At 38.9% G+C, this 25,116-nt stretch carries 30 protein-coding genes and 2 tRNA genes; 19 read left to right on the top strand and 13 right to left on the bottom strand.

The features are described from left to right. Positions 1-29 precede the first annotated feature (29 nt). On the top strand, positions 30-863 hold the full coding sequence (gene xth, locus P9211_RS02440) for an exodeoxyribonuclease III (RefSeq protein ID WP_012195039.1): 834 nt from the start codon (positions 30-32) through the stop codon (positions 861-863). A gap of 329 nt (positions 864-1,192) precedes the next feature. Then, complete coding sequence (hemL, locus tag P9211_RS02435) at positions 1,193-2,491, top strand: glutamate-1-semialdehyde 2,1-aminomutase (RefSeq protein ID WP_012195038.1); 1,299 nt, start codon at positions 1,193-1,195, stop codon at positions 2,489-2,491. Positions 2,492-2,504: 13 nt separating this feature from the next. Here the strand turns inward: hemL and P9211_RS02430 are convergent, their stop codons facing one another. From P9211_RS02430 to P9211_RS02410, 5 genes are all read right to left on the bottom strand, one after another. Continuing rightward, positions 2,505-3,308: a prohibitin family protein gene (locus P9211_RS02430; RefSeq protein WP_012195037.1), complete on the bottom strand. Its 804-nt coding sequence runs from the start codon at positions 3,306-3,308 to the stop codon at positions 2,505-2,507. A gap of 88 nt (positions 3,309-3,396) precedes the next feature. Beyond that, entirely contained in the window at positions 3,397-3,597 is a 201-nt protein-coding gene (locus P9211_RS02425) for a hypothetical protein (RefSeq protein WP_041391039.1), read from the bottom strand. A gap of 95 nt (positions 3,598-3,692) precedes the next feature. Next, complete coding sequence (locus tag P9211_RS02420) at positions 3,693-4,190, bottom strand: YajQ family cyclic di-GMP-binding protein (RefSeq protein WP_012195035.1); 498 nt, start codon at positions 4,188-4,190, stop codon at positions 3,693-3,695. 114 nt (positions 4,191-4,304) lie between these two features. Further along, complete coding sequence (locus P9211_RS02415; protein WP_012195034.1) at positions 4,305-4,823, bottom strand: hypothetical protein; 519 nt, start codon at positions 4,821-4,823, stop codon at positions 4,305-4,307. Positions 4,824-4,862: 39 nt separating this feature from the next. Further along, a complete protein-coding gene (locus P9211_RS02410) occupies positions 4,863-5,954 on the bottom strand; it encodes a phosphotransacetylase family protein (RefSeq protein ID WP_012195033.1) in 1,092 nt (363 codons plus the stop codon). A 188-nt stretch (positions 5,955-6,142) separates the two neighbouring features. Here P9211_RS02410 and P9211_RS02405 point away from each other — a divergent pair, with 188 nt between their 5' ends. Further along, positions 6,143-6,916 (top strand): SDR family oxidoreductase, encoded by a 774-nt coding sequence (locus P9211_RS02405; RefSeq protein ID WP_012195032.1) that lies wholly within the window; start codon positions 6,143-6,145, stop codon positions 6,914-6,916. Between the two features lie 22 nt (positions 6,917-6,938). Here the strand turns inward: P9211_RS02405 and map are convergent, their stop codons facing one another. Beyond that, positions 6,939-7,781 carry a type I methionyl aminopeptidase gene (map, locus tag P9211_RS02400; protein WP_012195031.1) on the bottom strand — a complete coding sequence of 281 codons (843 nt, stop codon included), beginning with the start codon at positions 7,779-7,781 and terminating at the stop codon, positions 6,939-6,941. Between the two features lie 296 nt (positions 7,782-8,077). On the opposite strand from map, the gene rplS reads away from it, so the two are divergent. From rplS to gltX, 5 genes are all read left to right on the top strand, one after another. Next, positions 8,078-8,569, top strand: coding sequence for a 50S ribosomal protein L19 (gene rplS, locus P9211_RS02395; RefSeq protein WP_012195030.1), 492 nt, complete (start codon positions 8,078-8,080; stop codon positions 8,567-8,569). A 62-nt stretch (positions 8,570-8,631) separates the two neighbouring features. Next, a tRNA-Trp gene (locus P9211_RS02390) sits at positions 8,632-8,704 on the top strand. A 36-nt stretch (positions 8,705-8,740) separates the two neighbouring features. Then, positions 8,741-8,929 carry a hyperconserved protein Hcp gene (locus P9211_RS02385; RefSeq protein WP_006043540.1) on the top strand — a complete coding sequence of 63 codons (189 nt, stop codon included), beginning with the start codon at positions 8,741-8,743 and terminating at the stop codon, positions 8,927-8,929. 159 nt (positions 8,930-9,088) lie between these two features. After that, positions 9,089-9,162 (top strand) — tRNA-Asp (locus P9211_RS02380). A gap of 21 nt (positions 9,163-9,183) precedes the next feature. Further along, positions 9,184-10,614, top strand: coding sequence for a glutamate--tRNA ligase (gene gltX, locus P9211_RS02375; RefSeq protein WP_041391422.1), 1,431 nt, complete (start codon positions 9,184-9,186; stop codon positions 10,612-10,614). A gap of 6 nt (positions 10,615-10,620) precedes the next feature. Here gltX and P9211_RS02370 read toward each other — a convergent pair whose 3' ends face one another. The 4 genes from P9211_RS02370 to tsaD form a co-directional block, all read right to left on the bottom strand. Then, positions 10,621-11,829: a cation:proton antiporter gene (locus tag P9211_RS02370; RefSeq protein WP_012195027.1), complete on the bottom strand. Its 1,209-nt coding sequence runs from the start codon at positions 11,827-11,829 to the stop codon at positions 10,621-10,623. A 206-nt stretch (positions 11,830-12,035) separates the two neighbouring features. Continuing rightward, positions 12,036-12,584, bottom strand: a complete 549-nt coding sequence (locus P9211_RS02365; RefSeq protein ID WP_143703325.1) for a DUF1643 domain-containing protein — start codon at positions 12,582-12,584, stop codon at positions 12,036-12,038. Positions 12,585-12,606: 22 nt separating this feature from the next. Then, entirely contained in the window at positions 12,607-12,783 is a 177-nt protein-coding gene (locus P9211_RS02360; protein ID WP_012195025.1) for a high light inducible protein, read from the bottom strand. 40 nt (positions 12,784-12,823) lie between these two features. Beyond that, entirely contained in the window at positions 12,824-13,894 is a 1,071-nt protein-coding gene (gene tsaD, locus P9211_RS02355; RefSeq protein WP_041391037.1) for a tRNA (adenosine(37)-N6)-threonylcarbamoyltransferase complex transferase subunit TsaD, read from the bottom strand. Between the two features lie 79 nt (positions 13,895-13,973). On the opposite strand from tsaD, the gene P9211_RS02350 reads away from it, so the two are divergent. Next, positions 13,974-14,525, top strand: a complete 552-nt coding sequence (locus tag P9211_RS02350) for a photosystem I PsaF protein (subunit III) (protein WP_012195023.1) — start codon at positions 13,974-13,976, stop codon at positions 14,523-14,525. Between the two features lie 55 nt (positions 14,526-14,580). Continuing rightward, entirely contained in the window at positions 14,581-14,715 is a 135-nt protein-coding gene (gene psaJ, locus P9211_RS02345; protein ID WP_012195022.1) for a photosystem I reaction center subunit IX, read from the top strand. 14 nt (positions 14,716-14,729) lie between these two features. Here the strand turns inward: psaJ and gmk are convergent, their stop codons facing one another. Continuing rightward, positions 14,730-15,287, bottom strand: a complete 558-nt coding sequence (gene gmk / locus P9211_RS02340) for a guanylate kinase (RefSeq protein ID WP_012195021.1) — start codon at positions 15,285-15,287, stop codon at positions 14,730-14,732. A 64-nt stretch (positions 15,288-15,351) separates the two neighbouring features. Here gmk and P9211_RS02335 point away from each other — a divergent pair, with 64 nt between their 5' ends. The 3 genes from P9211_RS02335 (at position 15,352) to tatC (ending at position 18,379) form a co-directional block, all read left to right on the top strand. After that, on the top strand, positions 15,352-17,091 hold the full coding sequence (locus tag P9211_RS02335; RefSeq protein WP_012195020.1) for an Rqc2 family fibronectin-binding protein: 1,740 nt from the start codon (positions 15,352-15,354) through the stop codon (positions 17,089-17,091). Positions 17,092-17,101: 10 nt separating this feature from the next. Further along, positions 17,102-17,371 carry a hypothetical protein gene (locus tag P9211_RS02330; protein ID WP_041391420.1) on the top strand — a complete coding sequence of 90 codons (270 nt, stop codon included), beginning with the start codon at positions 17,102-17,104 and terminating at the stop codon, positions 17,369-17,371. Between the two features lie 213 nt (positions 17,372-17,584). Next, the gene (tatC, locus tag P9211_RS02325; RefSeq protein ID WP_012195018.1) at positions 17,585-18,379 is read left to right on the top strand and encodes a twin-arginine translocase subunit TatC; all 795 of its coding nucleotides are present in this window, start codon (positions 17,585-17,587) and stop codon (positions 18,377-18,379) included. On the opposite strand, the gene P9211_RS02320 is transcribed toward tatC, so the two are convergent. Further along, on the bottom strand, positions 18,327-18,674 hold the full coding sequence (locus P9211_RS02320) for a DUF3067 family protein (protein WP_041391035.1): 348 nt from the start codon (positions 18,672-18,674) through the stop codon (positions 18,327-18,329). The two genes, tatC and P9211_RS02320, sit on opposite strands and share 53 nt — an antisense overlap. 98 nt (positions 18,675-18,772) lie before the next feature. Between P9211_RS02320 and petC the strand changes: the two genes are divergently transcribed. From petC to P9211_RS09065, 5 genes are read left to right on the top strand one after another with little or no spacing between them, the layout of a single operon-like run. Further along, entirely contained in the window at positions 18,773-19,309 is a 537-nt protein-coding gene (petC, locus tag P9211_RS02315; RefSeq protein ID WP_012195017.1) for a cytochrome b6-f complex iron-sulfur subunit, read from the top strand. Positions 19,310-19,352: 43 nt separating this feature from the next. Further along, a complete protein-coding gene (petA, locus tag P9211_RS02310; RefSeq protein ID WP_041391033.1) occupies positions 19,353-20,285 on the top strand; it encodes a cytochrome f in 933 nt (310 codons plus the stop codon). 29 nt (positions 20,286-20,314) lie between these two features. Further along, the gene (gene lgt, locus P9211_RS02305) at positions 20,315-21,226 is read left to right on the top strand and encodes a prolipoprotein diacylglyceryl transferase (RefSeq protein ID WP_012195015.1); all 912 of its coding nucleotides are present in this window, start codon (positions 20,315-20,317) and stop codon (positions 21,224-21,226) included. Continuing rightward, a complete protein-coding gene (cobM, locus tag P9211_RS02300; RefSeq protein ID WP_012195014.1) occupies positions 21,223-21,975 on the top strand; it encodes a precorrin-4 C(11)-methyltransferase in 753 nt (250 codons plus the stop codon). The genes lgt and cobM overlap by 4 nt, the downstream gene beginning before the upstream one ends. A gap of 38 nt (positions 21,976-22,013) precedes the next feature. Continuing rightward, on the top strand, positions 22,014-22,517 hold the full coding sequence (locus P9211_RS09065; protein WP_012195013.1) for a helix-turn-helix domain-containing protein: 504 nt from the start codon (positions 22,014-22,016) through the stop codon (positions 22,515-22,517). Here the strand turns inward: P9211_RS09065 and P9211_RS02290 are convergent. Beyond that, a complete protein-coding gene (locus P9211_RS02290) occupies positions 22,514-24,133 on the bottom strand; it encodes a Ppx/GppA phosphatase family protein (protein ID WP_012195012.1) in 1,620 nt (539 codons plus the stop codon). The genes P9211_RS09065 and P9211_RS02290 overlap by 4 nt on opposite strands. An 89-nt stretch (positions 24,134-24,222) precedes the next feature. On the opposite strand from P9211_RS02290, the gene P9211_RS02285 reads away from it, so the two are divergent. Then, positions 24,223-25,116, top strand: coding sequence for a 4-hydroxybenzoate polyprenyltransferase (locus tag P9211_RS02285; protein ID WP_012195011.1), 894 nt, complete (start codon positions 24,223-24,225; stop codon positions 25,114-25,116).

Genomic DNA, 25,116 nt, shown 5'->3' with positions numbered 1-25,116 from the left:
TATACCAATATATATAACGTTATTAGATTGTGCTTATAGCTACTTGGAATGTAAATTCAATTCGAACAAGAATAAGTCAAGTTGAAGCATTCCTTTCCGAAGTCAACCCAGACTTACTTTGCCTACAAGAAACAAAAGTTGAAGATGCATCTTTTCCCACAAAGATCTTTGAAGATAAGGATTATCATCTAAGTTTCTTTGGTCAAAAAGCTTATAATGGTGTAGCTCTGATAAGTAAGTCACCACTTAAGGATGTTCGTTTTGGAATGAGTGGAGAATTATCAAATAACCCAGAAGCACAATATCTAGATGAACAAAAAAGAGTTATAAGTACTTTATTAAATGGTGTGAGGATTATAAATGTATATGTTCCTAACGGTTCTTCATTAACTTCAGACAAATATGAATATAAGCTTCAATGGCTAAATTGCTTAAAAAACTATCTGGATTGTCAGTCAGAAAGAGATGAGCCAATATGTCTTTTAGGTGATTTTAATATTGCACTAGAAGATAAAGATATACACAACCCTAATCGTTTATCAGGAGGAATCATGGCTAGCGAGCCCGAGAGAAAAGCACTAAGAAAGCTTTTAGGGGAAAGGCTTGAAGATATTTTTAGAATCTTCGAGCAGGGTACAAATCATTGGAGTTGGTGGGACTATCGAAGCGGCGCTTGGGATCGGGATAGAGGCTGGCGGATCGATCACATATATCTCTCAAAAGAACTTATTAATCATTCTAAAAGTTGTGTAATTCATAAAAAATCAAGAGGAAATATTAAGCCAAGTGATCACGCTCCAGTCCTTGTCGAAATCGATTGGCCGTCGCAAGAGAGTAATGAAGAACCTGATTTTTTTCTATAGAGGCACCTTCACAAACAAATCTTTCTTTCTTTCTTTCTTCATAGGGTCAATAAAATAGATTTCTGGAGGCTTATGAGGATCTATTCTCAAATCATCACACTATTTGATACATCCAACTTAATGTTTGTTTTCATACCATAAAAAATTCATCATATCTCTATGAATGCAGTGATTCCAATGCTTCTTATGCTAAAGAGATGTATCGTTTTTCGTTCAAAAATAGACAAATTTACCCATGGGATTTAGAACAAAAAAACAATTACGAGACGAATCGGACTGTTTTAGGCCATTATGGCCAACTGTGTTAGCAGCCCATTTGATTAGTTGCCGTGACAAACGCGTTTAACACAAATCTCTCTCAAGCAGTTTTTAATGCTGCACAGGATCTAATGCCTGGTGGAGTGAGTTCTCCAGTTCGAGCTTTCAAATCGGTCAATGGAGATCCAATTGTATTTGACCGAGTTAAAGGACCATATGCATGGGATCTTGATGGCAATCGATTTATTGACTATGTAGGGAGCTGGGGGCCGGCCATATGCGGCCATTCTCATCCAGAAGTAATTGCTGCACTTCAAGAAGCCCTTGAGAAAGGAACAAGCTTTGGTGCCCCTTGCGAATTAGAAAACAAACTTGCAGGGATGGTCATAGAGGCTGTACCAAGCGTGGAGATGGTCCGTTTTGTTAATAGCGGTACAGAAGCTTGCATGGCAGTCTTAAGGCTAATGAGGGCCTTTACAGGCAGGGACAAGTTAATAAAGTTCGAAGGTTGTTATCACGGACACGCAGATATGTTCTTAGTAAAGGCAGGGTCTGGAGTCGCCACACTTGGTCTACCTGACTCACCTGGTGTTCCAAGAAGCACAACTTCAAACACTCTTACAGCTCCATACAACGACTTAGAAGCTGTTAAAGCATTATTTGCAGAAAATCCTGATGCAATTTCTGGAGTAATCCTTGAGCCAATAGTTGGGAACGCTGGATTTATACCCCCAGAACCAGGTTTCTTGGAGGGGCTGAGAGAACTTACCAAAGAGAATGGGTCTCTCCTTGTTTTTGATGAGGTGATGACAGGCTTCAGAATTAGCTACGGTGGCGCCCAAGAAAGATTTGGGGTAACACCAGATCTAACCACAATGGGCAAAGTTATTGGCGGAGGTCTACCTGTAGGTGCATATGGTGGTCGCAAAGAAATTATGTCAATGGTTGCTCCGGCAGGGCCTATGTATCAGGCTGGCACTCTAAGCGGGAACCCCCTTGCAATGACTGCAGGAATAAAAACGCTAGAACTCCTTAAGCAAGAAGGCACCTATGAAAGATTAGAGAGCCTTTCTCAACGATTAATCAATGGAATTTGTGAATCTGCCAAGAAAGCAGGTATCCCTATTACAGGAAGCTTTATTAGTGGAATGTTTGGTTTTTACCTATGCGAAGGCCCTGTGAGAAATTTCCAAGAAGCTAAGCAGACAAATGCAGAGCTATTTGGCAAACTTCACAGGGCCATGCTTGAGAAAGGAATTTATTTAGCTCCAAGCGCCTTTGAGGCTGGGTTCACATCATTAGCCCACTCTAATGATGATATTGAAACAACCATAAAAGCTTTTGAAGCTAGCTTTTCAGAAATTGTCTGACGAATTAAATTAATTACCTTTTGCCACCAACAATTACTGGTGGGGTTCCAGCCTTACTACCTGGAAGTGCAGGTACTACTTGTGTTTTACCGTCCCACTTATCCAAGAATAATTTAAATAAGACCTGATCATCTAAACTCCTAGTAAGAGTTTCATATCTCAAAGCTTCCTGTTCAGCAATTTTGACTTCTGTTTGAGCCTTAAGAAGTTGTTGTTCTGCTATCTGTTTTTGCTCAATAGCCGCTTTATATTCATCAGCAATTTTTAAATTTGTTAAATCAAGAGCCTGAACATCGACATAATCAAATTTGCTTAATTCTTCTGAAACAGTTTTTTCTACCAACTCTGAAATATCACTCCACTGGCTTGCAATAGTTACCAGCTCGTATTGAGAAAAGACAGATTTTAGTGCTTTAAGCAAAGAGGGTTTAATTATTTTTGAGTAAACCTCCCTATCGCTATAAGTAATAGTTCTAAAGACTCGGCCAGCTTCACTTGGTTTCAAAGCATATTTAACAGTCGCATTAGCATCAATCACCTGTAAATCCTTAGTTAGGGAGCTAAATTTCTCATCTTGAACTTGAGTCCTAACATCAAATGGGTATACAGACTGGACAAAAGGAATCTTGAAATTCAGTCCAGGTCTTCGAGAGCCTCCGCTCACTTTTCCTAGAGTCGTTACCACACCAACTTGACCAGCTGGAACTATAAATAAAGCCTGAGTCAGTAGGAGAATCCCTGTAAAAGAAAGGATCAGCATTAAAGTTGCTGCTCCGCCTGATCCCCCAGGGGTTACGTTTCGAATAGGATTAGTCATGAGATCTTTTGAATTCTTAAAGGATATCTTTATCTGACTGTTTGTGTGATTTTTTTCAACCTAAGTAAGCAATCCAAGGAAATTAAAATCAAAGTTGTCCTTTAACCCTCTCTAGCACTTTGAGATAAAGGCTCTCGTCAATTTCTCTAATATCATATTCTGAAGGTTTAGCACCATTGCAATATTCATGCACAACAACCCAACATGTTCTCTCTATTTCATTCCTAGATTTACCAATGATCTCTAAGGCATTAATAGTTAGTTGATTGATTATCTGATCTGTAGTCAAATTAGTTTTAAAAGTAGTTCTATAAGATTAGAGGAAATTTATACGCTAAAAAAATCAAGAAATAATTCTTAAAAATTCTTTTTAACAAAAGAAACTTACCTATAATTTTCAAATTGAAGAGGAATATCTAGCTCTTCCTCTTTCTTCCTAAAGATTTCTATCGCAGACTGCAAATCATCTTTACTTTTTCCTGTAACTCTCAAGCTATCACCCTGAATAGAAACTGTTACTTTCTTTAATTGGTCTCTAACAGCTTTACTCAGTTTCTTCGCCATATCTTGAGAAAGTCCCTTACGCAGATTCACAATTTGCCTGACTCTGTTACCAGAGGATGTTTCAGATGGTTGAAAATCAAATATTTTTAAAGATAATTTTCTTTTAGTTGCTTTCTGAAGAAGCACCCCTTCGATTGCTTGCAAAGTCATGTCACTAGAAGTAGTTATAATTATTTTTTCTTCTTCTAGTTCAACTTCACTGTTGGATTCTTTTAGATCATACCTTTGGCTGATCTCCCTCTTTAATTGATCAATTGCATTAACCAATTCTTGATGGTCAAAATCAGAAACGACATCAAAAGAATAAGTGCTTGCCATAAAAAATAAATTATTCCTCTAAGACTACAAAAAAGAGCGAGATAATCCCAATAAAATCATTCTCAAGAGAGCTATTCTTTTAAATTAATTTATTTTTCCTGCAATATGCAAGATTCAATCAAAAAACAATAAGCTAACAATTTTCCCCATATCTTCAGCGCTATGGCAACTACTTAATAGAGTCTCGCTGTCATGAAATGCAAAGCAAATCAACTGGTCACATCGAGTAATTATTTCCTGATTACAGAGGCTGCTTGCCATTGGCAAAGAGAGATAATCATTATCAGCCTTTTCAATCAAATGCAAAACTTGCCCTAGCAAATCGCGTATTTCTGGAGTTTGGCGGTCGAGACTCTGAGGAAGCAGAACGGTTAGCAAAGAAGAGTCGACTTCTAAAACAGCTCGAATAACAGCAGCATTTACACCTTGAGAGCCAGAGGTGATTAATGAATGTCCCTCTTGCGCTAAAGACCTAGCCATCAACTCCACTAAGTGAATAGCCACAACAGGTACATGTCTACTTCCAAGAAAAGCTATTCTTCTTTTTCCCTTATCTTGCAATAAGGCTAATTCCTGGGCCAAAGTGTCAATTCGGCCAAGTGGGGGGATATCAAGGGAGCGACTCAAGGGCATCCCAATAAAGGTGATTTGAAATTAGCAGTAATCATGAGCTTAAAAAGAAATTCCCAAAGTTTCTAGAAGGCGATCCAAATCACAATGTTCCTGAACCAATCGAAAAGCATATTTAGCTTTAACAGTTTCATGAAGTCTTACATGGCCAAATGCCTGTTCAATAACTTCAACGGTGGAAAGGGTATCAGTATCAACTTTCAACAAAGGAACATCCAACTCTTCAGACCTATTTATCAATTGAGGTAAAGGCTCCCCAGCACCTGTGAGTATTAAACACTGAGTGGAGGCCTCTAATGCTGCAAGTTGTATATCAGTTCTATCAGCACCAGTTACCACAGCCATATTGCGCCTCTTACGGAAGAATTCCATAGCAGAATTAACATTCATAGCTCCAATACTTAGGTTTTCAACCATCAACTCAATTTTATCTTCACAACAAATTACCCTTGCTTTAAGTCTCCTTACCAACTCTTCCACAGTTACACTTCTAAGCAAAGGAGAGCGAGGCATAACACCAAAAACATCAAACCCCAAAGCTTCCAAAGCTGGAACCACTTCTCCCTTCAGAGTATTTAAATCATCTGGCGTTACAGCATTTAGAACAACTCCAGCTAAATTTTCTCCCAACTGCGCTTTTGCAGCCAATAAAGGTTCTACACTTCGACTATCTTCCCAAAGATGAACTAATAAGACCTTTGCATTTAAGTTTTTAGCAACTTGAACAAGACTTAAGCCATATAAGAGGCCTTCATGAAGACTACCAGCAGCTTCAAGGATGTTTAAGCCCTCAAAGTTTGAATTAAGAGTCTTTTTTATTACTTCAAACTCTTGAGCTGATTCCAATCTGGATGCTGCCAGTCGTTTATCCGCAGTTTCTGCAGACAACAAGTGTAATGAAGGTATTAACTGATCTTCAGACAAATCAAGAAATGACCCTACAAAACGAACATCATCATCAACTAAAGGAATTAATTTTGATTCATTTGTGACCTCATGCTCAAAGCTTGTAGCAAGAGGCTTCCCAAAGCGTACTGACTTGCCTAAATTCTTTAAATACCTTCCAATGCCGAGAACCAGTGCCGACTTACCACTAAACGGTTCACATGATCCGATCATTAAGGTCTTGCCCATGACCGAGTTGCCTACCTACTCAAAATATATAATTATCAATCTTAGTCGACAATCAACTTTTTAAAAAAGCAATAGGGAAAATGCTTTGGTATCAAGAATTAGTTCTATGGAATAATCTGGCTAAGAATATTTATTACTATTAGAGATTCAGAGTTTTCTCTAATGAAGATAAGCATCTTTATTTCAAAATGATTAATGAATCTCAAGACTCCTCCTCCAATAAAACCCATCCAATTAATCCATGGGCTAATCGCCGAATAGGAATCACTGGAGCAAGAGGAAGTCTTGGAATTGCCTTAACAAAAAAATTTAGATCGCAAGGGGCTTTTGTTATAGGACTAAGTCACAGATCTATATCACATCAAAAGAATTCAATTACCTCTCCCAATGAATGGGTTCAATGGGAATGTGGACAGGAAGTAAAGCTTGACAAAGTGCTGGCAAGTCTAGACATTCTTATTCTGAACCATGGAATAAACCCTGGTGGAAGTTGTGAGTCAAAAGATATCAATGAATCACTTGAAATCAATGCACTTAGTTCATGGAGACTATTTCAGCGCTTTGAAAATATCTGTCTGAATAACAATCATTCGTCTAAGAAAAACGAAATTTGGATCAATACTTCTGAAGCAGAGATTCAGCCTGCACTAAGTCCTGTATATGAAATTACCAAGCGATTAATTGGCCAACTTGTTAGTTTAAAGGGGAGTTCAATAACTAAAACGCAAAGATCTAATTTAAGAATTCGCAAACTTATCCTTGGCCCTTTTCGTTCCGAATTAAATCCTTTAGGTTTAATGAGTCCAGACTGGGTGGCAGGCCAGATAATCAACCAAGCAAGTCTTAGTTTGAATCTAATTATTGTTACGCCAAACCCTGTAACTTATTTTTTGGTACCTCTAAACGAATTCTTTAGAGCAATGTATTTTAATTTATTTAAGAATAAAGGCGATATTAATTAAATAGTGCAGGGATAATCAATGACTACTTTGTTCTATCAGTTAAAATTTCACATCCATCATCTGTAACTAGAATTGTATGTTCCCATTGAGCAGACCAACTATTATCTTTTGTAACTACTGTCCATCCATCTTTTAGTGTTCTGCAGGCTTTACTACCTGCATTTAATATAGGTTCGACGGCTAATGTCATCCCCGAGCGTAATTGAATATTGGGTAATTCAGTTGTCCTGAAATTAAATACAGATGGTTCTTCATGTAGATTCCTGCCAACCCCATGGCCTGTGTAATCTTCAACAACACTAAATCCGTGTGCTTTGACATGGTCTTCAATAGCACCTGCTATATCTAAAAGAGTATTTTGTGGTTTTATCTGAGCAAGCCCTGCCATCAAAGATTCTTGAGCTACTCTACTTAGTTGTTTTGCTTCATCCGATACATCTCCAACACAAATAGTGATACAGCTATCTCCATGATAGCCATCAAAATAAGCTCCAGTATCTACTTTCAAAAGATCCCCACGCTTGATAATCTTCTTAGAACTTGGGATCCCATGAACAACCTCATTATTAATACTTGAACAAATACTTGCGGGGAATCCGTGATACCCCTTAAAGCTCGGCACAGCTCCCATTTCTCTTATCCTAGTCTCTGCATATTTATCAAGATCCTTAGTGGATTGACCAGGTTCAACCATTTCATTGATCTCTCGAAGAACTGTTGCCACTATTTGACTAGCCTTACGCATAATTGCCACTTCTCTAGAGGATTTTATTTCCACACCTCGTCTTTGCTGAATACGCGGCCCTTGATTGATCTGCTTGCCTAAAGCACCAGATGAAAGCAAATCTGCAAAAAGTTTTGACATTCCGATAAAAGGCAAAGATTTCTAATAAGCCAAGTCTCCCAAAAAGGAGTTTCCTTAAAGCTGATTTCAAGATATCAATAGTTAATCTATACGTCCTGGTAAATAAGAAAGAAAAAGGGCTTCAATGAGAAGCAGGTTTTCTCTTACCTAGTACTGTTGGAGTTAAATGGGCCCTAAAAGCTGGAGGTAAATCGGTTTTTTAAAATCTAAAACTTAAGAAAAAAGAGCAAATGCCTGAGGAGAATGATTTGTGAAGAGTTACAATAGTTTTTCGGCAAATAAATTAAAAGGTTCGGATGACTGCTGATTTACAAAATACCTCTTCAACAGAGGAATCAAGCAGTGGTGGACTAACAAGTCCACCAGAGAGTGATTCACCCAAAGAAAAGAAACCAAGCTCTTCTTCTGGTTTAAAAACTCATAACCAAAAGGGTGAAACTAAAGATCTAATTAAAGAGTTTGAGCTTTCACAACAGAAAGACAAAGTTCCAGAAGTTTACGTAGGCGATACCGTCAAAGTAGGAGTTCGCATAAGTGAAGGGAACAAAGAACGCGTTCAGCCTTATGAGGGTGTGGTTATTGCAAAACGTCACGGGGGCATAAACCAAACCATTACTGTTAGGCGAATCTTTCAAGGTGTAGGGGTTGAAAGAGTTTTTATGGTACATAGCCCTCAGGTCGCCTCAATAAAAGTCGAGCGTCGCGGTAAAGTTAGAAGAGCGAAGCTTTTCTATCTGCGCGAACGTGTTGGCAAAGCCACTCGCGTCAAGCAGCGCTTCGATCGCTGAGGTCTCGACCTCGTTCAATCCAAATACCATTGTCGCAACTTTGGTACTAGGGCATCTAAAATGCGCCGTTAGTTCAGTTGGTAGAACGCAGGTCTCCAAAACCTGATGTCGGGGGTTCAAGTCCTCCACGGCGCGTTCGATCACCCTTACAGCAGTTTCTTAGTTCTGAGAATGGAGTTAGATCTTCAACCTGGTGATGTCGTAAAAGTTCTTGAGTCAGCTGCTCTCGGCTGGGTCAGAGCCCGTGTTATTCGAGTCAAATCCGGCGGCAGAGTTGTTGTCCAAAGTGATCAAGGCAGAGAATTCACTGCTCGCGGCAACCAAGTCAGACTGATTGAACCTGCAGGGTTTCGTCCCTGATTCAGAAGGAATTGTCATACTTAAATTCCTTAAGATGACAATTTCTAAAACCCTAGAAGCCTTTTATTCATACCTTTTGTCCAATTTGACGGGAGGCATGTTATACATTGATACTTCTTTGGTCATTCCTAAGACATATAGGCTAGTCCTATAAAACTTGGGACCGTAGTTCAACCGGTTAGAGCACCGCCCTGTCACGGCGGAAGTTGCGGGTTCGAATCCCGTCGGTCCCGTATCCAGATCTGAAAAAAGCCTTGGCAATAAAAGTAAGACTTGCTCCTAGCCCAACTGGGAAGTTACATATAGGCACAGCAAGAACAGCTTTATTCAATTGGTTGTTTGCCCGAAAAAATAATGGCAGCTTTCTTATTCGCATAGAAGATACTGATAAAGAAAGGTCGCAAGAGGAGTACAAAGAAAATATTCTTGAAGGTCTTGATTGGCTTGGCCTTACTTGGGACGCAGAACCAATAATTCAAAGCAATCGTATTGAGCAGCATCGCGAAGCAATTAAATACTTACTTGAAAAAGGCCTTGCGTATAGGTGCTTCACAACCGAAGAAGAGCTTGCTGCAATGAGAGAAGAGCAAAAGTCAAGAAATAAGCCCCCAAGGTATGACAACAGGCACCGGTCATTAAGTACAGAAGAAGAGTCAAACTTTTTATCTGAAGGCAGAACTGCTGTTATTCGTTTTCGTATTGATGATAATGAATCCATCCAATGGAATGACCTTGTTCGGGGACCAATGAATTGGACAGGGAAAGATCTTGGTGGAGACATGGTGATTGCCAGAAGAGCTCCAGCCAATGAGATTGGAGACCCTCTATATAACTTAGTTGTAGTGATAGATGATGGATATATGGGCATTACGCATGTCATTAGAGGAGAAGACCATATTGCCAATACAGCGAAACAAATACTTCTTTATAAGGCACTTGGACTAACACTCCCAAAGTTTGCCCATACCCCATTAATTCTTAATGCTGAAGGCAAAAAATTATCTAAGCGCGATGGCGTAACTTCCATAAGTGATTTCAAGGAGATGGGATATACCTCTAAAGCAATGTCCAACTACATGACTCTCCTCGGTTGGTCTATACCGGATGGCATGGATGAAAAATTTACTATTGAAGAATCTTCAAAAGTATTTGATTTTGATCGTGTAAATAAAGCGGGTGCAAAATTTGATTGGGAAAAACTCAAATGGCTCAACTCTCAAACAATTCATGACTCATCCTCTGAAGAAATTCTTAAAGCTGTTGAGCCTCTCTTTAATAAAGAAGGTTGGGATCTACCTAATTTGGAATGGTCTCTAAAGCTTATTGAACTTATAAAACCTTCAATGACTCTATTGACTGACAGCGTTGAACAAAGTCGTTTCTTTTTTGAAGACCCATTATTAAATCAAGATGCTATTAATCAATTAGAGATAGAAGGTGCTAAAGACTCTCTAAAAATTCTTTTAAAGCAAATAGATACCTCAAAAATAAATAAATTAACTGTTGAGCATGCAAAAAAACTAATTAATGATGCAGCAGTTTTTGGTGGGTTTAAGAAAGGGTTAATAATGAAAAGCCTCAGAGCAGCACTTCTAGGATGCTTGCAAGGCCCTGATGTAATTAATTCATGGATACTTCTTTCAGAAATCAACCAAGACAAATCAAGAATAGAAAGATGTTTATAGTTCTTTTTAAGGAGTTTGCTCTTGTTTTGCCAACAAACCCAATCCTTTAGCCAATGGCTTAGCTGTAAGACCTTGAATGCCAACGGTCATCAAAATCGTTAAGAAAACTAATCCCTGAAGACGTCCTGCCCCCAAAACTCCTGCTTGTTCTAATCGAATAGAGAAAAGGGAAGCCACTGCTGCAGTGACAATCCCTCTAGGAGCTAACCAACCCAAAAACAATCTTTGCCTAAAATCCAAGGGCAGTCCAATAGTTGCAAGGCTTACCGCTGCAGGTCGAATAATTAACATTAAGACCAAAACACAGCTGATTCCACCCCAGCCCAAAGGACTTAGTTCTCTCCATGACACATCTGCAGCAAGTAATGGGAATAACATTGTGATTGCTAATTGGGCTAACTCTCTAATTAATTGATCTAACTGATCTACTTCAATAGATTGCCTTCTACCAACTATGAAACCTGCTGCGACTGAAGCAGGCAAGCCTGACTCAGGTAATAACCATTCACAAAAACCATAAAGTAAAAAAACTATGCCCAGAGTCAATTGCAACCTTATGCCTAAAGAAGCATCCGTTTTAATTCTTTGAAGAGCTTCGGCAAGAATCCACCCTGCAAACAAGCCCATAATCACGCCTCCTCCTAACCTTGCTAACAAACCGAAAGCGACTTCCCTAAGACCATGTAAATCGCCCACAAGGAGTTCAAGGAGAAGCAAAGCTAAAACAGCCCCTATGGGTTCAAGCACCAAACCTTCTGCTTCAAGGACATCACCCAGAGGAGAGGCAAGACGAATCTGCTGAACAAGTGGAGTTACAACTGTTGGCCCAGTTGCAAGAACAATTGCGCTATATACGGACGATACTGACCAAGACAAACCGGCTAATAGATGAGCAGTTACCAGCACAGCCGCAAAAGATATAAAAATCCTTATAAGTGAGATACGCAAAACAGTTGCCTTAATAGTCCCCCCGGGCAAACGAAGATTCAGCCCCCCATCAAAAAGGACAAGGCTGACCAACAAACCAACAATTGTCTCAAGACCTTGGCCTAAATCGAGTGGCTCAACTAGTCCAAGCCCTGATCTTCCAATCAACAAGCCAGACAAAAGCAATAGCACAACACCTGGCAATCCAGATATCACAGACAAAACCCTTGCCCCAGCACCAGCAAAAACTGTGATACCCCAAAGTAGACCTAGCCTCTCAGGAGTCATCGCACTCACAAAAATGCATGTTGCGACTCATTTCATCAATTTCATTGAAAAAGTCATGTGCATTGATATAAAGCCTGTACGGACAGTTCTCTAAAAGACCTCTCAATTAAAACAAACAACATATTTACTTATATAACCCCTCCAATAATTAAATGGTAGTACTAATTAGCTCCTTTTTTCTTTATAGAAATAATTAAAGGTTTTTATCAAATCTCAAATGCTTTTAAAAGTTTGCGTTTAGACGAATAAAGAGGATGCATTGGGTGACCTCCCTTAGTTACTCCTATTGCTAATGGCCCTAAAGAATTTGGGAAGTTATCAAAACGAATATGTGAATATTCTGCCAATAATTCAAGCACTTTTAGATTTCTTTGTTTAAAAACGCCATTAGCACCCCACCCAAGCCATAAATCCCAGTCTGAATTATTTGCCCATAACGAAGCTCTATATTTAAGCTCAGAATTATTTTCAAATCCAACTGGATCAGCACAAAACTTGAGTATTGATGGAGACTTTCCGATTCTTGCAAATAAATTCACAACAATAAGACTTCCATATTTCCACGATCTACAAAAACCTATAAGCCTTTTAAGAGTTGGATCATCTCTTACAGAATTTGCATTGGAAGGATTTAAACCAATAAAAAGCAATTTTCTTTGCTCACAACCAATCTTTCTTGTGAGCCACCATCTATATGAGCCACAAACACTAAAGGCTTCTCTGCTGTCTTCTAAACTTAAATTTAAATTTTTCAAAAGGAATTTCGATATTTTCAAGCTAGAAAAAGAAATTTACTAGAACTAAAGTACCTACTCCCAAAATAAGTCCAATAGTTGCCATCCTTCCATTCCAAATCTCAGCTTGAGGAGTAAACCCTCGTTTCCATGAATTCAACTCTTGCTTACTGACAGGCTCAGCAGAGTTTGCAATACTTGGCTTTTTTCGAGAATTCATATCAATATTCTAGCGATCCAAAAAAATTCGAAAGAAAGTGTCAAAAAGGAGGCTGGTCGTCATACAAACGAGAAGCCTCTTCAAGGCCTAAACGAGCACAAACACCCAATTCCATAGAACTAGGACTACCGCCAGAAATCAAGCGAAGCAATGCTGCAGTACCAATCATTGCTGCATTGTCTGTGCAAAAAGATTTTGATGCCAAATAAACTTTCAGAGAAATATCCTTCGAACTGGTCATCATTAGCTCTCTCAATCGATGATTTGCAGCCACACCTCCCACCATTACTAAAGAGTCGATACCTTGCTCTTCGGCACACTTCAGACTTCTTTCAACAAGCACTTCTGCCACTACCTGCTCAAAACTTGCAGCAAGATCACTCAAGGGAAGATCGATATCCGATTTTTTAAGCTTCTCGACCTGACGCAATACAGCTGTTTTAAGACCACTAAAAGAGAAATCATATGGGTAATAGCCTCCTCCTGGGTTGGAGACCCTTCCCTTAGGGAAAGAAAATCTTCTAGGGTCACCTCCTTTAGCAATTTTTTCAATTGAAGGTCCACCTGGATAACTCAGGCCCAATAATCTTGCCACCTTGTCAAAAGCCTCCCCCGCTGCATCATCATGACTTCGCCCAAGACGTTGATAATCAAAATTTTTGTTTACTCTTATAAGTTCTGTATGACCACCACTAACCAATAGAACCAAAAAAGGAGGGGTTGGGACTTCATCAGAAAGCAAAACAGAAGCAAGGTGTCCTTCCAAATGATGCACACCAAAGAAAGGAATCCCGTGAAGAGCAGCAAGACTTCTTGCCGTTAAGGATCCAATCAACAAAGCCCCTGTAAGCCCTGGAGCCACAGTCGCTCCTATTAAATCAATACTTTCAAAGCCTGTTTTCGCCTCAATCAATGCTTCTTTAATTAAAAAAGGCATTAATTCCAGATGTCGTCTAGAGGCTATTTCGGGAACTACTCCCCCCCATTTTGAATGCTCATCAGCCTGAGAGGCAATGCAATTAGCAATTACACGGAATTTTCCACCTTCGAATTGGACTAATGCAACGGCAGTCTCGTCACAACTTGTTTCGAGGGCAAGTACAGTTTGCATCATTTGGTCGTATCTCATTTAACTTAGGTAATGTGAAATCCTGCTTCTAAAAAGTCAGGTTAAAAAAGGCTTCGAACTAATGCGTCGTCTCTTCTCAATTCTGCTATCCGCTTTCCTTCTTCTAGGTTTAGCACCTGTAGTAAATGCAGCTGGTGAAGCTGTTAACGCTGACAGGGGTAGCACTGAATTTACTGCCAATGGTCTTACCCTATGCGCAGACAATGCTCGTTTCCAAGAACGAGCAAGTAGTGCATCAACCGCCAAAGATATAGCTAGGTTTGAACGCTATAGCAAAGCATCATGCGGAGATGATGGACTTCCTCACTTGATTATTGCTGCAACCATTGAACCTTTTGGCGCTTTGGCCAACCGTCACCATGAAGGTGACGTACTAATTCCAGCCCACATCTTTATCTATATAGCTGGGATCATTGGCTGGTCAGGTAGGGAGTACCTAAGAGCTTCAAAACTTACAAAAAACCCAGCAGAAAACGAAATAATCATTGACTTTGCTTTGGCAAGGGAGTGCCTCCGTAAGGGTGCAGCATGGCCATTAGAAGCCAATAAGCAGGGCAGAAGTGGTGAGCTAAGAGAAAAAGACGAAAACATCACACTAAATGGCCCTCGTTAAGTTCAATATCTTTTCAGATCCACACTCCTAATTAAAATTTACTAACCCACATCTAATGTTCAAACTATTCTCAACAAAATGGTTCAGATCTGCCCCAGTAGTAGCAACCATTTGGATTGTTCTTACTGCAGGTATACTTGTTGAATGGAATCGTTTCGTTCCAGACCTTCTGTTCCATCCAGGGTTATAAGAACTTTTCAAGAATTAAGAAGCTTTAACAAGTCTTTCTATTTCTAATAGAGCCAATTCAATGTGGTCATTTATAACCACGGCATCAAATTCCTTTATTGCATTTATTTCTTCTTTTGCCCTAGCCAAGCGCCGTTTAATAGCGTTCTCAGAATCAGTTCCCCTACCTCTAATTCTTTGCTCAAGTTCCTCAAAGCTAGGAGGAGCTATGAATATTTGGAATGATTTATCACAATTTTTTCTAACTTGGCGAGCTCCTTCGAGTTCGATTTCAAGCAAGACTTTTTTACCTTGGGAAATCTTTTCATCAATTTGTTTTTTAGGCGTTCCATAGAAATTTCCTGCAAATTCTGCCCATTCAAGAAAGCCACCTTGTTCTTTCACCTCGCTAAACCTTTTAGGTTCTAAAAAGAAATAGTTTTTACCCTCAACTTCCCCTTCCCTTGGGGAGCGAGTAGTTGCAGATATAGAAAGCCAAAGTGAACTATTTCTTTCAAGTAACTTTTCTACTAAAGTTCCTTTACCAACTCCACTTGGACCTGTAATTACAATAAGAGAGCTCATTGAAGTCATAACATTATCTATGAATTAATCGCAAAGCCAAAAATTCCCTGCGATTACTGTCCAAGCTAATTCAATGGACAATTCACTGCTACAAATAATGGACCTGACCAGTCTCAAGGCTGTAATGGTTGATATGCGTACAAAAATAATTCCAAGTCGTTTCGAGAAAGCTCAACAAGTAGAAGCAAATACATTGCAATTATCTTTCCGCACAGTAACAAGCGTTGTCTGGGTTGAACTCAGCTGGGATGCATCCTCGGCAAGGTTAGTAGAAATAAACTCTCCTCCCAGATCCTTTGGAGAAAGCACACTAGCAAAGCAAATTAATCATGGACTTCGACAAATGGCATTGATCGAACTAAAGCAAGAAGGGTTTGAACGAATAATAGAATTTGGCTTTGCATTAAGACCAAATCAAAAATTACAAAGATTTTTAATCCTCGAATTAATGGGAAGGCACAGTAATTTCTTTATGCTTAATAAAGAACGCAAGACAATAACTCTTGGTAGGCAAATCCGTAATCACCAATCTCGATTAAGACCCATTAGCACGGGTGATCCATATATCCAGCCACCCCAGCCAAGAGGAGTAAAACCAGATAAAAATGAATCATTTCTCCACTGGAAGGAAAGACTTTGCCTAGTACCTATCAAACTAAAGGATGCTTTTTTGCAAAATTTTCAAGGGGTTAGCCCTTCTTTACTACTTCAATTGGCTAGTGAAGAAAAAGAATTAGCCAAAGAGATTATAAATCTTTCAGTTAAGGAAATTTCCGAGGAAACATGGCACCTTCTCTACAAAAGATGGCTGATTTGGTTAGATCATATAGAAAAAGAAACTTACTCTATATTCTTTGAAGGGCCAACGGCTTATAAAGTATGGAACTACAATAATGATGCCTCATCAGAATTAAAAGAAGTCAGTCTTGCTCTTGGCTATTACTATCGTACGAAATTAGAATTAAAAAGATTTAAGGAGTTGTCCAGTGGGCTTAATAAGAAGCTTCTAAAAATAAAGGAATCTGAAGAGACTCAGATGAAAAAACAAAAATATCTACTTGAAAATATTCCTAAAAATGATCTTATAAAAAGACAAGCAGATAAAATCCTTTGTTCTCAAAAACCAAGCAAAGATCAAGTCAAGGAAGCCCAGGACCTTTATCAGAAGGCGAAGAAAATGAGGCGTTCTGAGTCTGTCCTAATCGAGAGAATCAATCACCACACAAAAAAACTTAATCTTATTAATGAAAGCGAACTTTTTCTTAACGAAATCACTTCAAGCCAATGTGAAAATAATTCAGAAAAAATAAAAGCAATAAGCGAATTAAAAGATGAGCTTGAAAAGCACTTATTCAGATCTCAAATTAAAGCTTCTTCTACAAATTCAATAGTTCAACCATCTCTAATACTTGAATTAATTAGCCCTAGTGGCTTGTCAATACAAATTGGAAGAAATCACCGGCAGAATGAGCTTATTAGCCTCAAAGAATCTCGAAAGGGGGATATATGGTTTCATGCACAAGAATGTCCAGGCAGCCATGTAGTCATGAAAGCATCAAATGGAATCTATGAAGAAAATGATTTGCAAATGGGTGCTGATCTCGCTGCTTTTTTTAGTCGAGCAAAGCTAAATAAAAAAGTTCCTATAATTATGGCTCAAACAAACCAGCTTAAAAAACTAAAAGGCGCAATCCCTGGAACGGTAAAGCATAAAGGCGGAAAAATTCTTTGGGGGAATCCATTAAACGGCGAAGATCATTTCAAAAGAGCTACAGCAAACGCCCAAAATGCTCTATCATCAGCACCCAGTTAGTACGAGTGAAATGTTTGAATTTCTACTTGGCACGCATGAATTTCTTGGCAATCATACTTTCCCAGAATTCTTAGTTGGCTACATCTTCGCAGCTGCGCTAATTATTGGTGCCCCAACCGTTTTCCTTCTCTTAGCTTTCATTAGTGCATTGATGAAAACAAATGGGAAAATGGGGGGTTATAGAGAGTACGAACTATATGGCGAATCGTCCCTAAATGAATGTCCACCATTTTTACTCCCCGACCCAACAAATCCTTCAAGGAATATCAAAAAAAGATAGTAGCTAGGTTCAAAGAGAAAAAGATTGCCTTATATAGATAAATCTAAACTCAAAAAAAATTTCGATTGTTTAGAGATAAATGACAAAGAACAGATTTTAAGTTGATGGCTCTATTTTCCCAAATCACTTAGCATCTCTTAAGATCAACTTGGAGTTTCTTAGGATTCTCTGAAACAACCTGAAAAAACTAAGAGTCAAATCTGGCCAATCTCTATGGCAACTCCATTGAAAAGCAAAGCCATAGAAAGTGAAGTTGATAATGACTTAAAAATGCCTTTTGTTGATCATCTAGAAGAATTACGGCAAAGAATTCTTAAAAGTATAATTTCGATAGTTGCTTCTGCAGTATTAAGCCTGATATTTGTAAAGCCCCTAGTTCGTTTACTAGAAGCTCCTGCAGGCTCTATTCGATTTTTACAACTTGCACCAGGAGAATTTCTTTTTGTATCCGTAAAAGTTGCTGGATACTCAGGTCTTACTATTGCTCTCCCTTATTTAATTTTCCAACTTCTTGGATTTATTTTACCTGGACTAACAAAACCAGAAAAGAAATTAATTGCTCCTGCTGTTGCTGGGTCAGCAATTTTATTCATAGCAGGAATATTTTTTGCTTGGTGGGCTTTAATTCCTGCAGCATTAAAGTTCTTAGTTAGCTATGGAGCAGACGTAGTTGAACCACTTTGGTCAATTGAACGTTATTTGGATTTTGTTCTATTACTAATGGTTGGGACAGGGCTAGCATTTCAACTACCAATACTTCAACTGCTCTTAGGAATATTTGGTCTTATCAACTGGAAGCAAATGATTGGCGCATGGAGGTGGGTATTAATGGGATCCGCAGTTGCCGGTGCAGTCTTAACTCCCTCAACTGATCCAATAACAATGTTATTACTTGCAGGCTCTATAACAGCGTTGTTTTTTGTAGGTGTTCTTCTTGTACTCCTGAGTACGCAATTCAGAGAACGAATTCCTTCAAAACCTCCTTTTCCCCCTTCAGCTTCAAACTAATAGCTTTACCAAGCCTAGGCTTTGAAGAACAATTCAATAACCAGTTTCTAACCACTGAAGCCTGACCTAATCGATTAACCACATCAATAACATAAGCAAGTGATTGCAAGTATTCTTCCTCTGTAAGGCCGAAAGACTTTTGTTCAAGATATGCCCACATGATATGCAAATAAATACCATTACCTCTTATGACAAGCCTGAGGTCGTAACTGACTCCCCAATGACCTCTTATAAGTGTCAGCACCTCTCTGACACTCAAAGATTTCAAGGAATTTTCTGGGGGCCCAAAGCTCATTTAAAAAATCAAATCATTGAGATCCCTGTATTTAAAAAGCACTACTGGACCATGGCAGTACATAATAGTTATCAATAAGGACTGTTAGAACATCAGGCATGACACAAATGACTCCTAGCGATGTGCCCTCAATGGGTCGCAGGCAGTTCATGAATCTACTTACATTTGGGACTGCAACTGGCGTCGCATTAGGCGCACTTTATCCAGTAGCCAATTACTTCATGCCTTTACGAGCTGGTGGAGGTGGAGGTGGAACTTCTGCAAAAGACGAACTTGGCAACCCAATAACTGCAAGTGGCTGGCTTTCTAATCATCCTGCAGGAGATAGAAGTCTTGTCCAAGGTCTCAAAGGTGATCCAACATATTTAATTGTTGAAGGATCAGAAGCAATTGGGAACTTTGGAATAAATGCAATCTGCACTCATTTAGGGTGTGTTGTCCCTTGGAACAGTGGAGCGAATAAATATATTTGTCCATGTCATGGTAGTCAATACGATGCTAATGGAAAGGTTGTAAGAGGTCCTGCACCACTATCATTAGCTTTAGCCCATATCGATGTAGAAGATGACAAAGTTTTTGTTAGTCAATGGGCAGAAACTGACTTCCGAACCGGGGAAAAACCCTGGTGGACATAAAACTTCTATAAATTTCGCTCCATTTAGCTTCTACAATCTGATCATGCGTCGAATTTTCACACTCTTTCTAAGCTCTCTTCTTATAGGCTTTTCTTTAATTCTTATGCCATCTTCAAGTTGGGCATATCCCTTCTGGGCACAAGAGAATTATGAAAACCCTCGAGAAGCTACAGGGAAGTTGGTCTGTGCAAACTGCCACCTAGCTCAGATGCCCACTCAAGTTGAACTTCCTCAATCGGTAGCTGCAGACAGTGTTTTCACAGCCTCAGTAAAAATCCCGTACAAAAAAGGGACTCAAGAGATTGGAGTAGATGGCAGCAAAGTACCTCTTCAAGTTGGTGCATTGGTTATGCTTCCAGATGGTTTCAAACTTGCGCCCCAAGATCGCTGGAATGATCAAATAAAGAAAGAAACTAGTGGTGTTTACTACACTCAATACAGCGAAGACAAAGAAAATATTATCGTTGTAGGTCCCTTACCGGGTGATCAAAACAAAGAAATCGTATTCCCTATACTTTCACCCAATCCTGCTACCAATAAAGATATTCACTTTGGCAAATATTCGATTCATGTCGGAGGCAATAGAGGTAGGGGACAGGTTTATCCAACGGGAGAAAAAAGTAACAACTCAATTTTCACATCTTCAAAAGCGGGAACAATCTCATCTATAGATCTTAACGATGATGGGTCTTCAAATATAACAATTCAAACCAAAGAAGGAGAATTGGTTAGTGAGTCAATTCCTGTAGGCCCTACAGTAATTGTGAAGGAAGGCGATGAAATAGAGCAAGGTGAAGTTCTTACAAATGATCCTAATGCAGGTGGTTTTGGACAACTAGATGCAGAGGTTGTTCTTCAAAGTCCAGGAAGGGTTTTAGGTTTAATAGTTTTCTTCTGCGGTGTTGCTTTAACTCAGATATTACTTGTTCTCAAGAAGAAGCAAGTTGAGAAAGTTCAGGCTGCAGAGGGCATTTAATTAGATTATTTTAATAATCAATCAAAGAAATGGAAGCCTATTTTGCGACCTTTAGGTCCCCAGGTCCAGAACTATTAAAGGTTGGTTTCTTTACTCTAAGGTGGTATGGCTTATTAATTGCTTTTGCCGTTTTAATAGGTCTAAATCTATCAAATAAGCTTGCTTCAATAAAAGGGTTATCAAAAAATCTAATAAACGATTTACTTCCAATACTTGTTATTTCTTCAATTATTGGAGCAAGAGCATATTATGTAATTTTTGAATGGAGAAACTATAGTGGGTCTAATTTCTGGAGCTCTATACAAGCTTTTGGATTAACCATATCAATACCTACCTTTATTAAAGTTTGGCAAGGTGGTATTGCTATTCATGGTGCTTTACTTGCAGGAACAATTGCTATCTTAATTTTCTGCAGATTAAAGCAAGAAGATTTCTGGGATGTTCTTGATGTACTTATTCCATCAGTTGCATTAGGTCAAGCTATTGGTCGATGGGGTAATTTTTTTAACAACGAAGCCTTTGGATTACCAACTGATCTTCCATGGAAATTATTTATTCCTTACCCTTATAGACCTGAATTCTTTTTAGACAACAATTATTTTCACCCTACATTTCTATACGAGTCTATTTGGAATATTCTGCTTTTTCTTTGTTTGATTTCTTTAATCAGGCTCAGCATCAAAGGGAAACTTAAACTGCCTTCTGGGTCATTGAGTTGTGTATATGCCATTATCTACAGCCTAGGGAGAGTTTGGATAGAAGGGCTTCGGACAGATCCACTTTGTCTTGGAGGTGTTCCACCTTTTTGCATAGGAGGAATTCGTATAGCTCAATTAATTAGCACAATACTTTTTGGCCTTGGGTTACTAGGTCTTTTTTGGATATATCAAAGGAAAAAGAAGCTTCCTAGTTTAGGCATTATAGGGAGAAAGCATCAATGAATCTGCTCTCAATAGTTGGTGCAGGGCCTGGAGCACCAGATCTACTTACGGTTCGTGCATTAGATCGAATACAAAAAGCAGAAATTTTAATATGGACCGATTCTTTAATCTCTCCTCAAATAGCAGCACTTGCACCAAAAAACTGCCAGAAGATAAAAACTAGTTCTTTAACCCTGGAAGAAATTATTCCTTTACTTATAAAAGAAACCAAAAAAGGGAAAAAAGTTGTCCGCCTACATGATGGTGATCCAAACCTTTTTGGTGCTATTTCAGAGCAGATATGTTCCCTTGCTGAAGCCGGAATAGAAGTCGAAGTAATCCCAGGGATAAGTGCTTATCAAGCAACAGCCTGTGCATTACAAAAAGAACTTACAATCCCTGGAGTTGTGCAAACAATTGTTCTTAGTAGAACAGAAGGTAGAACAGCTATACCTGAGAATGAAAAACTAGAGAATTTAGCATCCCTAAAAGCTACGCTTTGCCTTTATCTGAGTGCTAGACATGTAGATAAAGTTCAAGCAACATTATTAAAGTACTATTCAGATGATACCCCTGTAGCAATTGGCTATAGGGTTAGCTGGCAAGACGAATGGCTAACAATAGTTCCTCTAAGAAAAATGGCATCCGTCTCAAAAAAGAAAGGGCTTTTCAGAACTACTCTTTATATAATTAGCCCAGCATTAAACCCCAATAAAAGACGTTCAAGGTTATATAGCCCTGATCACAAACATCTTTTTCGCCAAACTTAATTCTCTGCGCTAGATTTAGAAAAAAGTTTCTTCATATAGTGAAAAATATTGAAGATCAGAACAGTAATCAAAAAATAGATCTATCTATTAAGCCATCTCTTGAAAGGGTTGGTAAGCTTTTAAAAGAAGCTAGACAGAGTAAAAATATATCCTCAAAGGAATTATCAGAAATTCTTAGGATGGGAGAAGAACAAATTATCGCAATAGAGAATGGGCAAGAAGACCTCTTACCCGAAAAAGTTTTTATAAAAGGAATGATTCGAAGAATCTCTGAGAAGCTTGGAGTGGAGAAAAAAATTGAAAAAGAAGGGGTTTTAGAAGACACTTTATTAAAGTCTCCACCTCAACATTCAAATGATTCCAAAAAAGAAATCCAACATCTGTTAACTATCCCAAAACTATTAACTCTTTCCGGAATATCCCTAATAACTTTATTGATAGTAGTTTCAATGCCAAAATTAATAACTAAATATCGCTACAGAATAATCCCTTACGATGGCAGTGTAATTTCACCCTCTAGCAAAGAAACTTCAAAAAATTAATCCAATAAAATCTTTAATTCTACTCCCGTTAAACTCTTTACTAATGGGATGCAATTGCTTAAGCTCCACTGTTCTAAACTTAAGCTTTGAGTTGATTGTTCTGGAATAAGTTTAATAGTAACTTTATTCTCTTCGGAAGCAACATCTATAGAAGCAACTACTGGTTGAGGGCGTCTATCTACAGCAACTGACAAACGAAGTAAAAGTGCCATTTCAGAAACAATCTTCCGTTGTTCTTTGCTACCCAAGGCTTGCCAAGCATCATGACGTTTTTTAGGGAGACTCTTTCGATGATATCGAGCTATAGCTGCGATCATTAAATGCTCAGAATGTGAATAGCCCAGTAATTCTCCATGACGTATTAGGTACCAAGAGTGTTTGTGATAAGCACTTAGATTTATATGTTGACCACAAGCATGAAGCATTGCTGCAGCCCAAAGCAAATCTCTACCTTCACCTTTGTCCCGATGCAAAACACCACGAGAATCGTCATATAGAGCTAGAGCATGGCTGGAAACTCTCTGAGCCCGCGAACTATTAACCGCAAATCTCTGAGCTTGATGGAGCACAGTACGCTGCCGAATGCTTCCTTGCAAACTAAAACGATCTTCTAACAATCCTTTCCTAAACATCCAATCAACTACCAAACCTTCTCGCAATGCCCTTTCGCTGAGAACAACCTCCTCCACTTTCATCATCTCCATTATTGTCTGAAGAATCAAAGCCCCTGGAACAATTATTTCAGCACGCCGATCACTTATTGAAGGTAACTTTTTCCTTTCCTCAGGATTTAGTACTAAGAGTCTTGAAATGATTTTATCCAAAGAATCCTTGGTCAATTTAAATCCATGTAATTTCAATACAGAAGGATTGGCATCTTCAGAAGCTATTGCTCCAATAGCCATTGCAGTACCACTTGTCGCAACCATTACAGGAGTCTCCCCATACTTCATTCTTCTTGCGATTTTGGTTGCAGCTGGCTCCAAAGAACCCTGAATAAAAGTCTGCAAAAACTCTTTTCTTTCAGGTGGTATGGGTTCATTATTAATAAAGTCTCTTTGAAGACGAACTGCTCCAACACGAGTGCTAGTAAGTGCCTTGGCATCTCGTCCATCTGCGAGAACCATTTCTGTTGACCCACCTCCAATATCAACCAAGAGATGAGGGCGGTCTCCAAATGGCATTCCAGAGAGAACACCTAAATAAATTAACCTTGCTTCTTCTGCACCACTAACCAACTCAACATTTAGGTCAAGCTCATTTTGAAGTCGATTTACAAATTCTCTTCCATTAGGAGCCTCTCTCACAGCACTAGTGGCAACAATAATTAAATCTTCGACTTGATGGCTAAAGGCAAGATCCTTAAATCTCTTCAAAGCATCAAAAACCCTTTCCATAGCAACAGCCGTCAAATTGCCAGAATCAGGGTCCCTCTCTCCCAGCCTTGTGGATGATTTTTCCGCAAGGTCAATGCTAAAAGTATGCAAATCAGTTGCCACTGATGCCACTAACAAATGCGTTGAATTTGTCCCGATATCAATTGCCCCAATGCAACGCGTTTTTTCATTGCCAAGATTAGTTTTTACCGACTCATAGAGAGTCTTGTCTCCTGGCATATGACCAGAACCTAGGGCATAGACACTTTGGCATTTAAAAACCTAACTTGGTTAAAAATCCTCTAAATTTTTCTCAAAAAAAATTATCTGTGAAAAGCCTTCACTATAAAACTGAACTCAAAAATTGGATCCATCTTTTACGTTGGAATAAGCCAAGCGGAAGGTTGATTCTATTAATTCCAGCTGGATGGTCTCTGTGGCTAACACCATCAGCCCCACCTCAAAAGTTGCTCATTGCTTTAATTATCACAGGTGGCATATTCACAAGTGCTGCAGGCTGTATAGCTAATGATCTTTGGGATATCAATCTTGATAGTAAAGTTAAGCGTACAAAAAATCGTCCATTAGCCAGTGGCAAGATTAAAACCTCAACCGCTTGGGGACTATTAGTCACAGCATTAACACTTAGTCTTCTCATAGTTTTGCTACTACCTGGCTCTAGCAGAGTTCTGTGCTTACAACTTGCTTCTGCTTCATTGATCCCGATTCTTATATATCCGTCTTCAAAACGATGGTTTAAATATCCGCAAGCTCTTTTGGCACTTTGCTGGGGATTCTCTGTACTAATCCCATGGGCAGCAAGCGAGTCCTCTTTAAGTGGTGGCTGGCCTCTTATCTCATGCTGGCTTGCAACCATGACATGGACTTTTGGATTTGACACTGTTTATGCAATGGCAGATAAGAATGATGACAAAAACTTAGGGCTCCATAGTAGTGTTTTAAGTCTTGGAGGAAACGCAAAAATAACTGTTTCTATCTGCTATTTCATAACCAGTGTCCTCCTTGGATTTGGAGCGTTTAAGGCAGATACAAGTTTAGTTTTTTGGCCAATTTGGTTAATAGCGAGTATAGGGATGCAAAGGGAAATACATTTAATAAATCTAAATGCTATTAGCACCTCTATGATTAGTAGACATTTTAGTAACCAAGTACTGCTTGGAAGCCTATTTTTATTAGGCTTAATTCTCAGTAAAGTTAATTAG

Origin of the sequence: Prochlorococcus marinus str. MIT 9211, assembly GCF_000018585.1 — a bacterium.
In the GTDB taxonomy this organism is placed as follows: domain Bacteria; phylum Cyanobacteriota; class Cyanobacteriia; order PCC-6307; family Cyanobiaceae; genus Prochlorococcus_D; species Prochlorococcus_D marinus_B.
The sequence above is the reverse complement of the archived record's forward strand: the minus strand, read 5'-3'. Positions and strand labels throughout refer to the sequence as shown.

Coding starts and splice junctions, on each gene's coding strand:
- P9211_RS02320 (WP_041391035.1), bottom strand. CDS start 18,674: ATGAGCTTTGGGCCCCCAGAAAATTCCTTGAAATCTTTGAGTGTCAGA.
- psaJ (WP_012195022.1), top strand. CDS start 14,581: ATGTTCAAACTATTCTCAACAAAATGGTTCAGATCTGCCCCAGTAGTA.
- P9211_RS02415 (WP_012195034.1), bottom strand. CDS start 4,823: ATGCCCTTGAGTCGCTCCCTTGATATCCCCCCACTTGGCCGAATTGAC.
- P9211_RS02370 (WP_012195027.1), bottom strand. CDS start 11,829: ATGACTCCTGAGAGGCTAGGTCTACTTTGGGGTATCACAGTTTTTGCT.
- map (WP_012195031.1), bottom strand. CDS start 7,781: ATGTCAAAACTTTTTGCAGATTTGCTTTCATCTGGTGCTTTAGGCAAG.
- P9211_RS02430 (WP_012195037.1), bottom strand. CDS start 3,308: ATGACTAATCCTATTCGAAACGTAACCCCTGGGGGATCAGGCGGAGCA.
- P9211_RS02405 (WP_012195032.1), top strand. CDS start 6,143: ATGATTAATGAATCTCAAGACTCCTCCTCCAATAAAACCCATCCAATT.
- lgt (WP_012195015.1), top strand. CDS start 20,315: ATGGAAGCCTATTTTGCGACCTTTAGGTCCCCAGGTCCAGAACTATTA.
- gmk (WP_012195021.1), bottom strand. CDS start 15,287: ATGACTTCAATGAGCTCTCTTATTGTAATTACAGGTCCAAGTGGAGTT.
- P9211_RS02335 (WP_012195020.1), top strand. CDS start 15,352: ATGGACAATTCACTGCTACAAATAATGGACCTGACCAGTCTCAAGGCT.
- tsaD (WP_041391037.1), bottom strand. CDS start 13,894: ATGCAAACTGTACTTGCCCTCGAAACAAGTTGTGACGAGACTGCCGTT.
- P9211_RS02385 (WP_006043540.1), top strand. CDS start 8,741: ATGGAGTTAGATCTTCAACCTGGTGATGTCGTAAAAGTTCTTGAGTCA.
- P9211_RS02410 (WP_012195033.1), bottom strand. CDS start 5,954: ATGGGCAAGACCTTAATGATCGGATCATGTGAACCGTTTAGTGGTAAG.
- P9211_RS02350 (WP_012195023.1), top strand. CDS start 13,974: ATGCGTCGTCTCTTCTCAATTCTGCTATCCGCTTTCCTTCTTCTAGGT.
- cobM (WP_012195014.1), top strand. CDS start 21,223: ATGAATCTGCTCTCAATAGTTGGTGCAGGGCCTGGAGCACCAGATCTA.
- tatC (WP_012195018.1), top strand. CDS start 17,585: ATGGCAACTCCATTGAAAAGCAAAGCCATAGAAAGTGAAGTTGATAAT.
- P9211_RS02360 (WP_012195025.1), bottom strand. CDS start 12,783: ATGAATTCTCGAAAAAAGCCAAGTATTGCAAACTCTGCTGAGCCTGTC.
- petA (WP_041391033.1), top strand. CDS start 19,353: ATGCGTCGAATTTTCACACTCTTTCTAAGCTCTCTTCTTATAGGCTTT.
- P9211_RS02290 (WP_012195012.1), bottom strand. CDS start 24,133: ATGCCAGGAGACAAGACTCTCTATGAGTCGGTAAAAACTAATCTTGGC.
- P9211_RS02330 (WP_041391420.1), top strand. CDS start 17,102: ATGTTTGAATTTCTACTTGGCACGCATGAATTTCTTGGCAATCATACT.
- P9211_RS02420 (WP_012195035.1), bottom strand. CDS start 4,190: ATGGCAAGCACTTATTCTTTTGATGTCGTTTCTGATTTTGACCATCAA.
- rplS (WP_012195030.1), top strand. CDS start 8,078: ATGACTGCTGATTTACAAAATACCTCTTCAACAGAGGAATCAAGCAGT.
- petC (WP_012195017.1), top strand. CDS start 18,773: ATGACACAAATGACTCCTAGCGATGTGCCCTCAATGGGTCGCAGGCAG.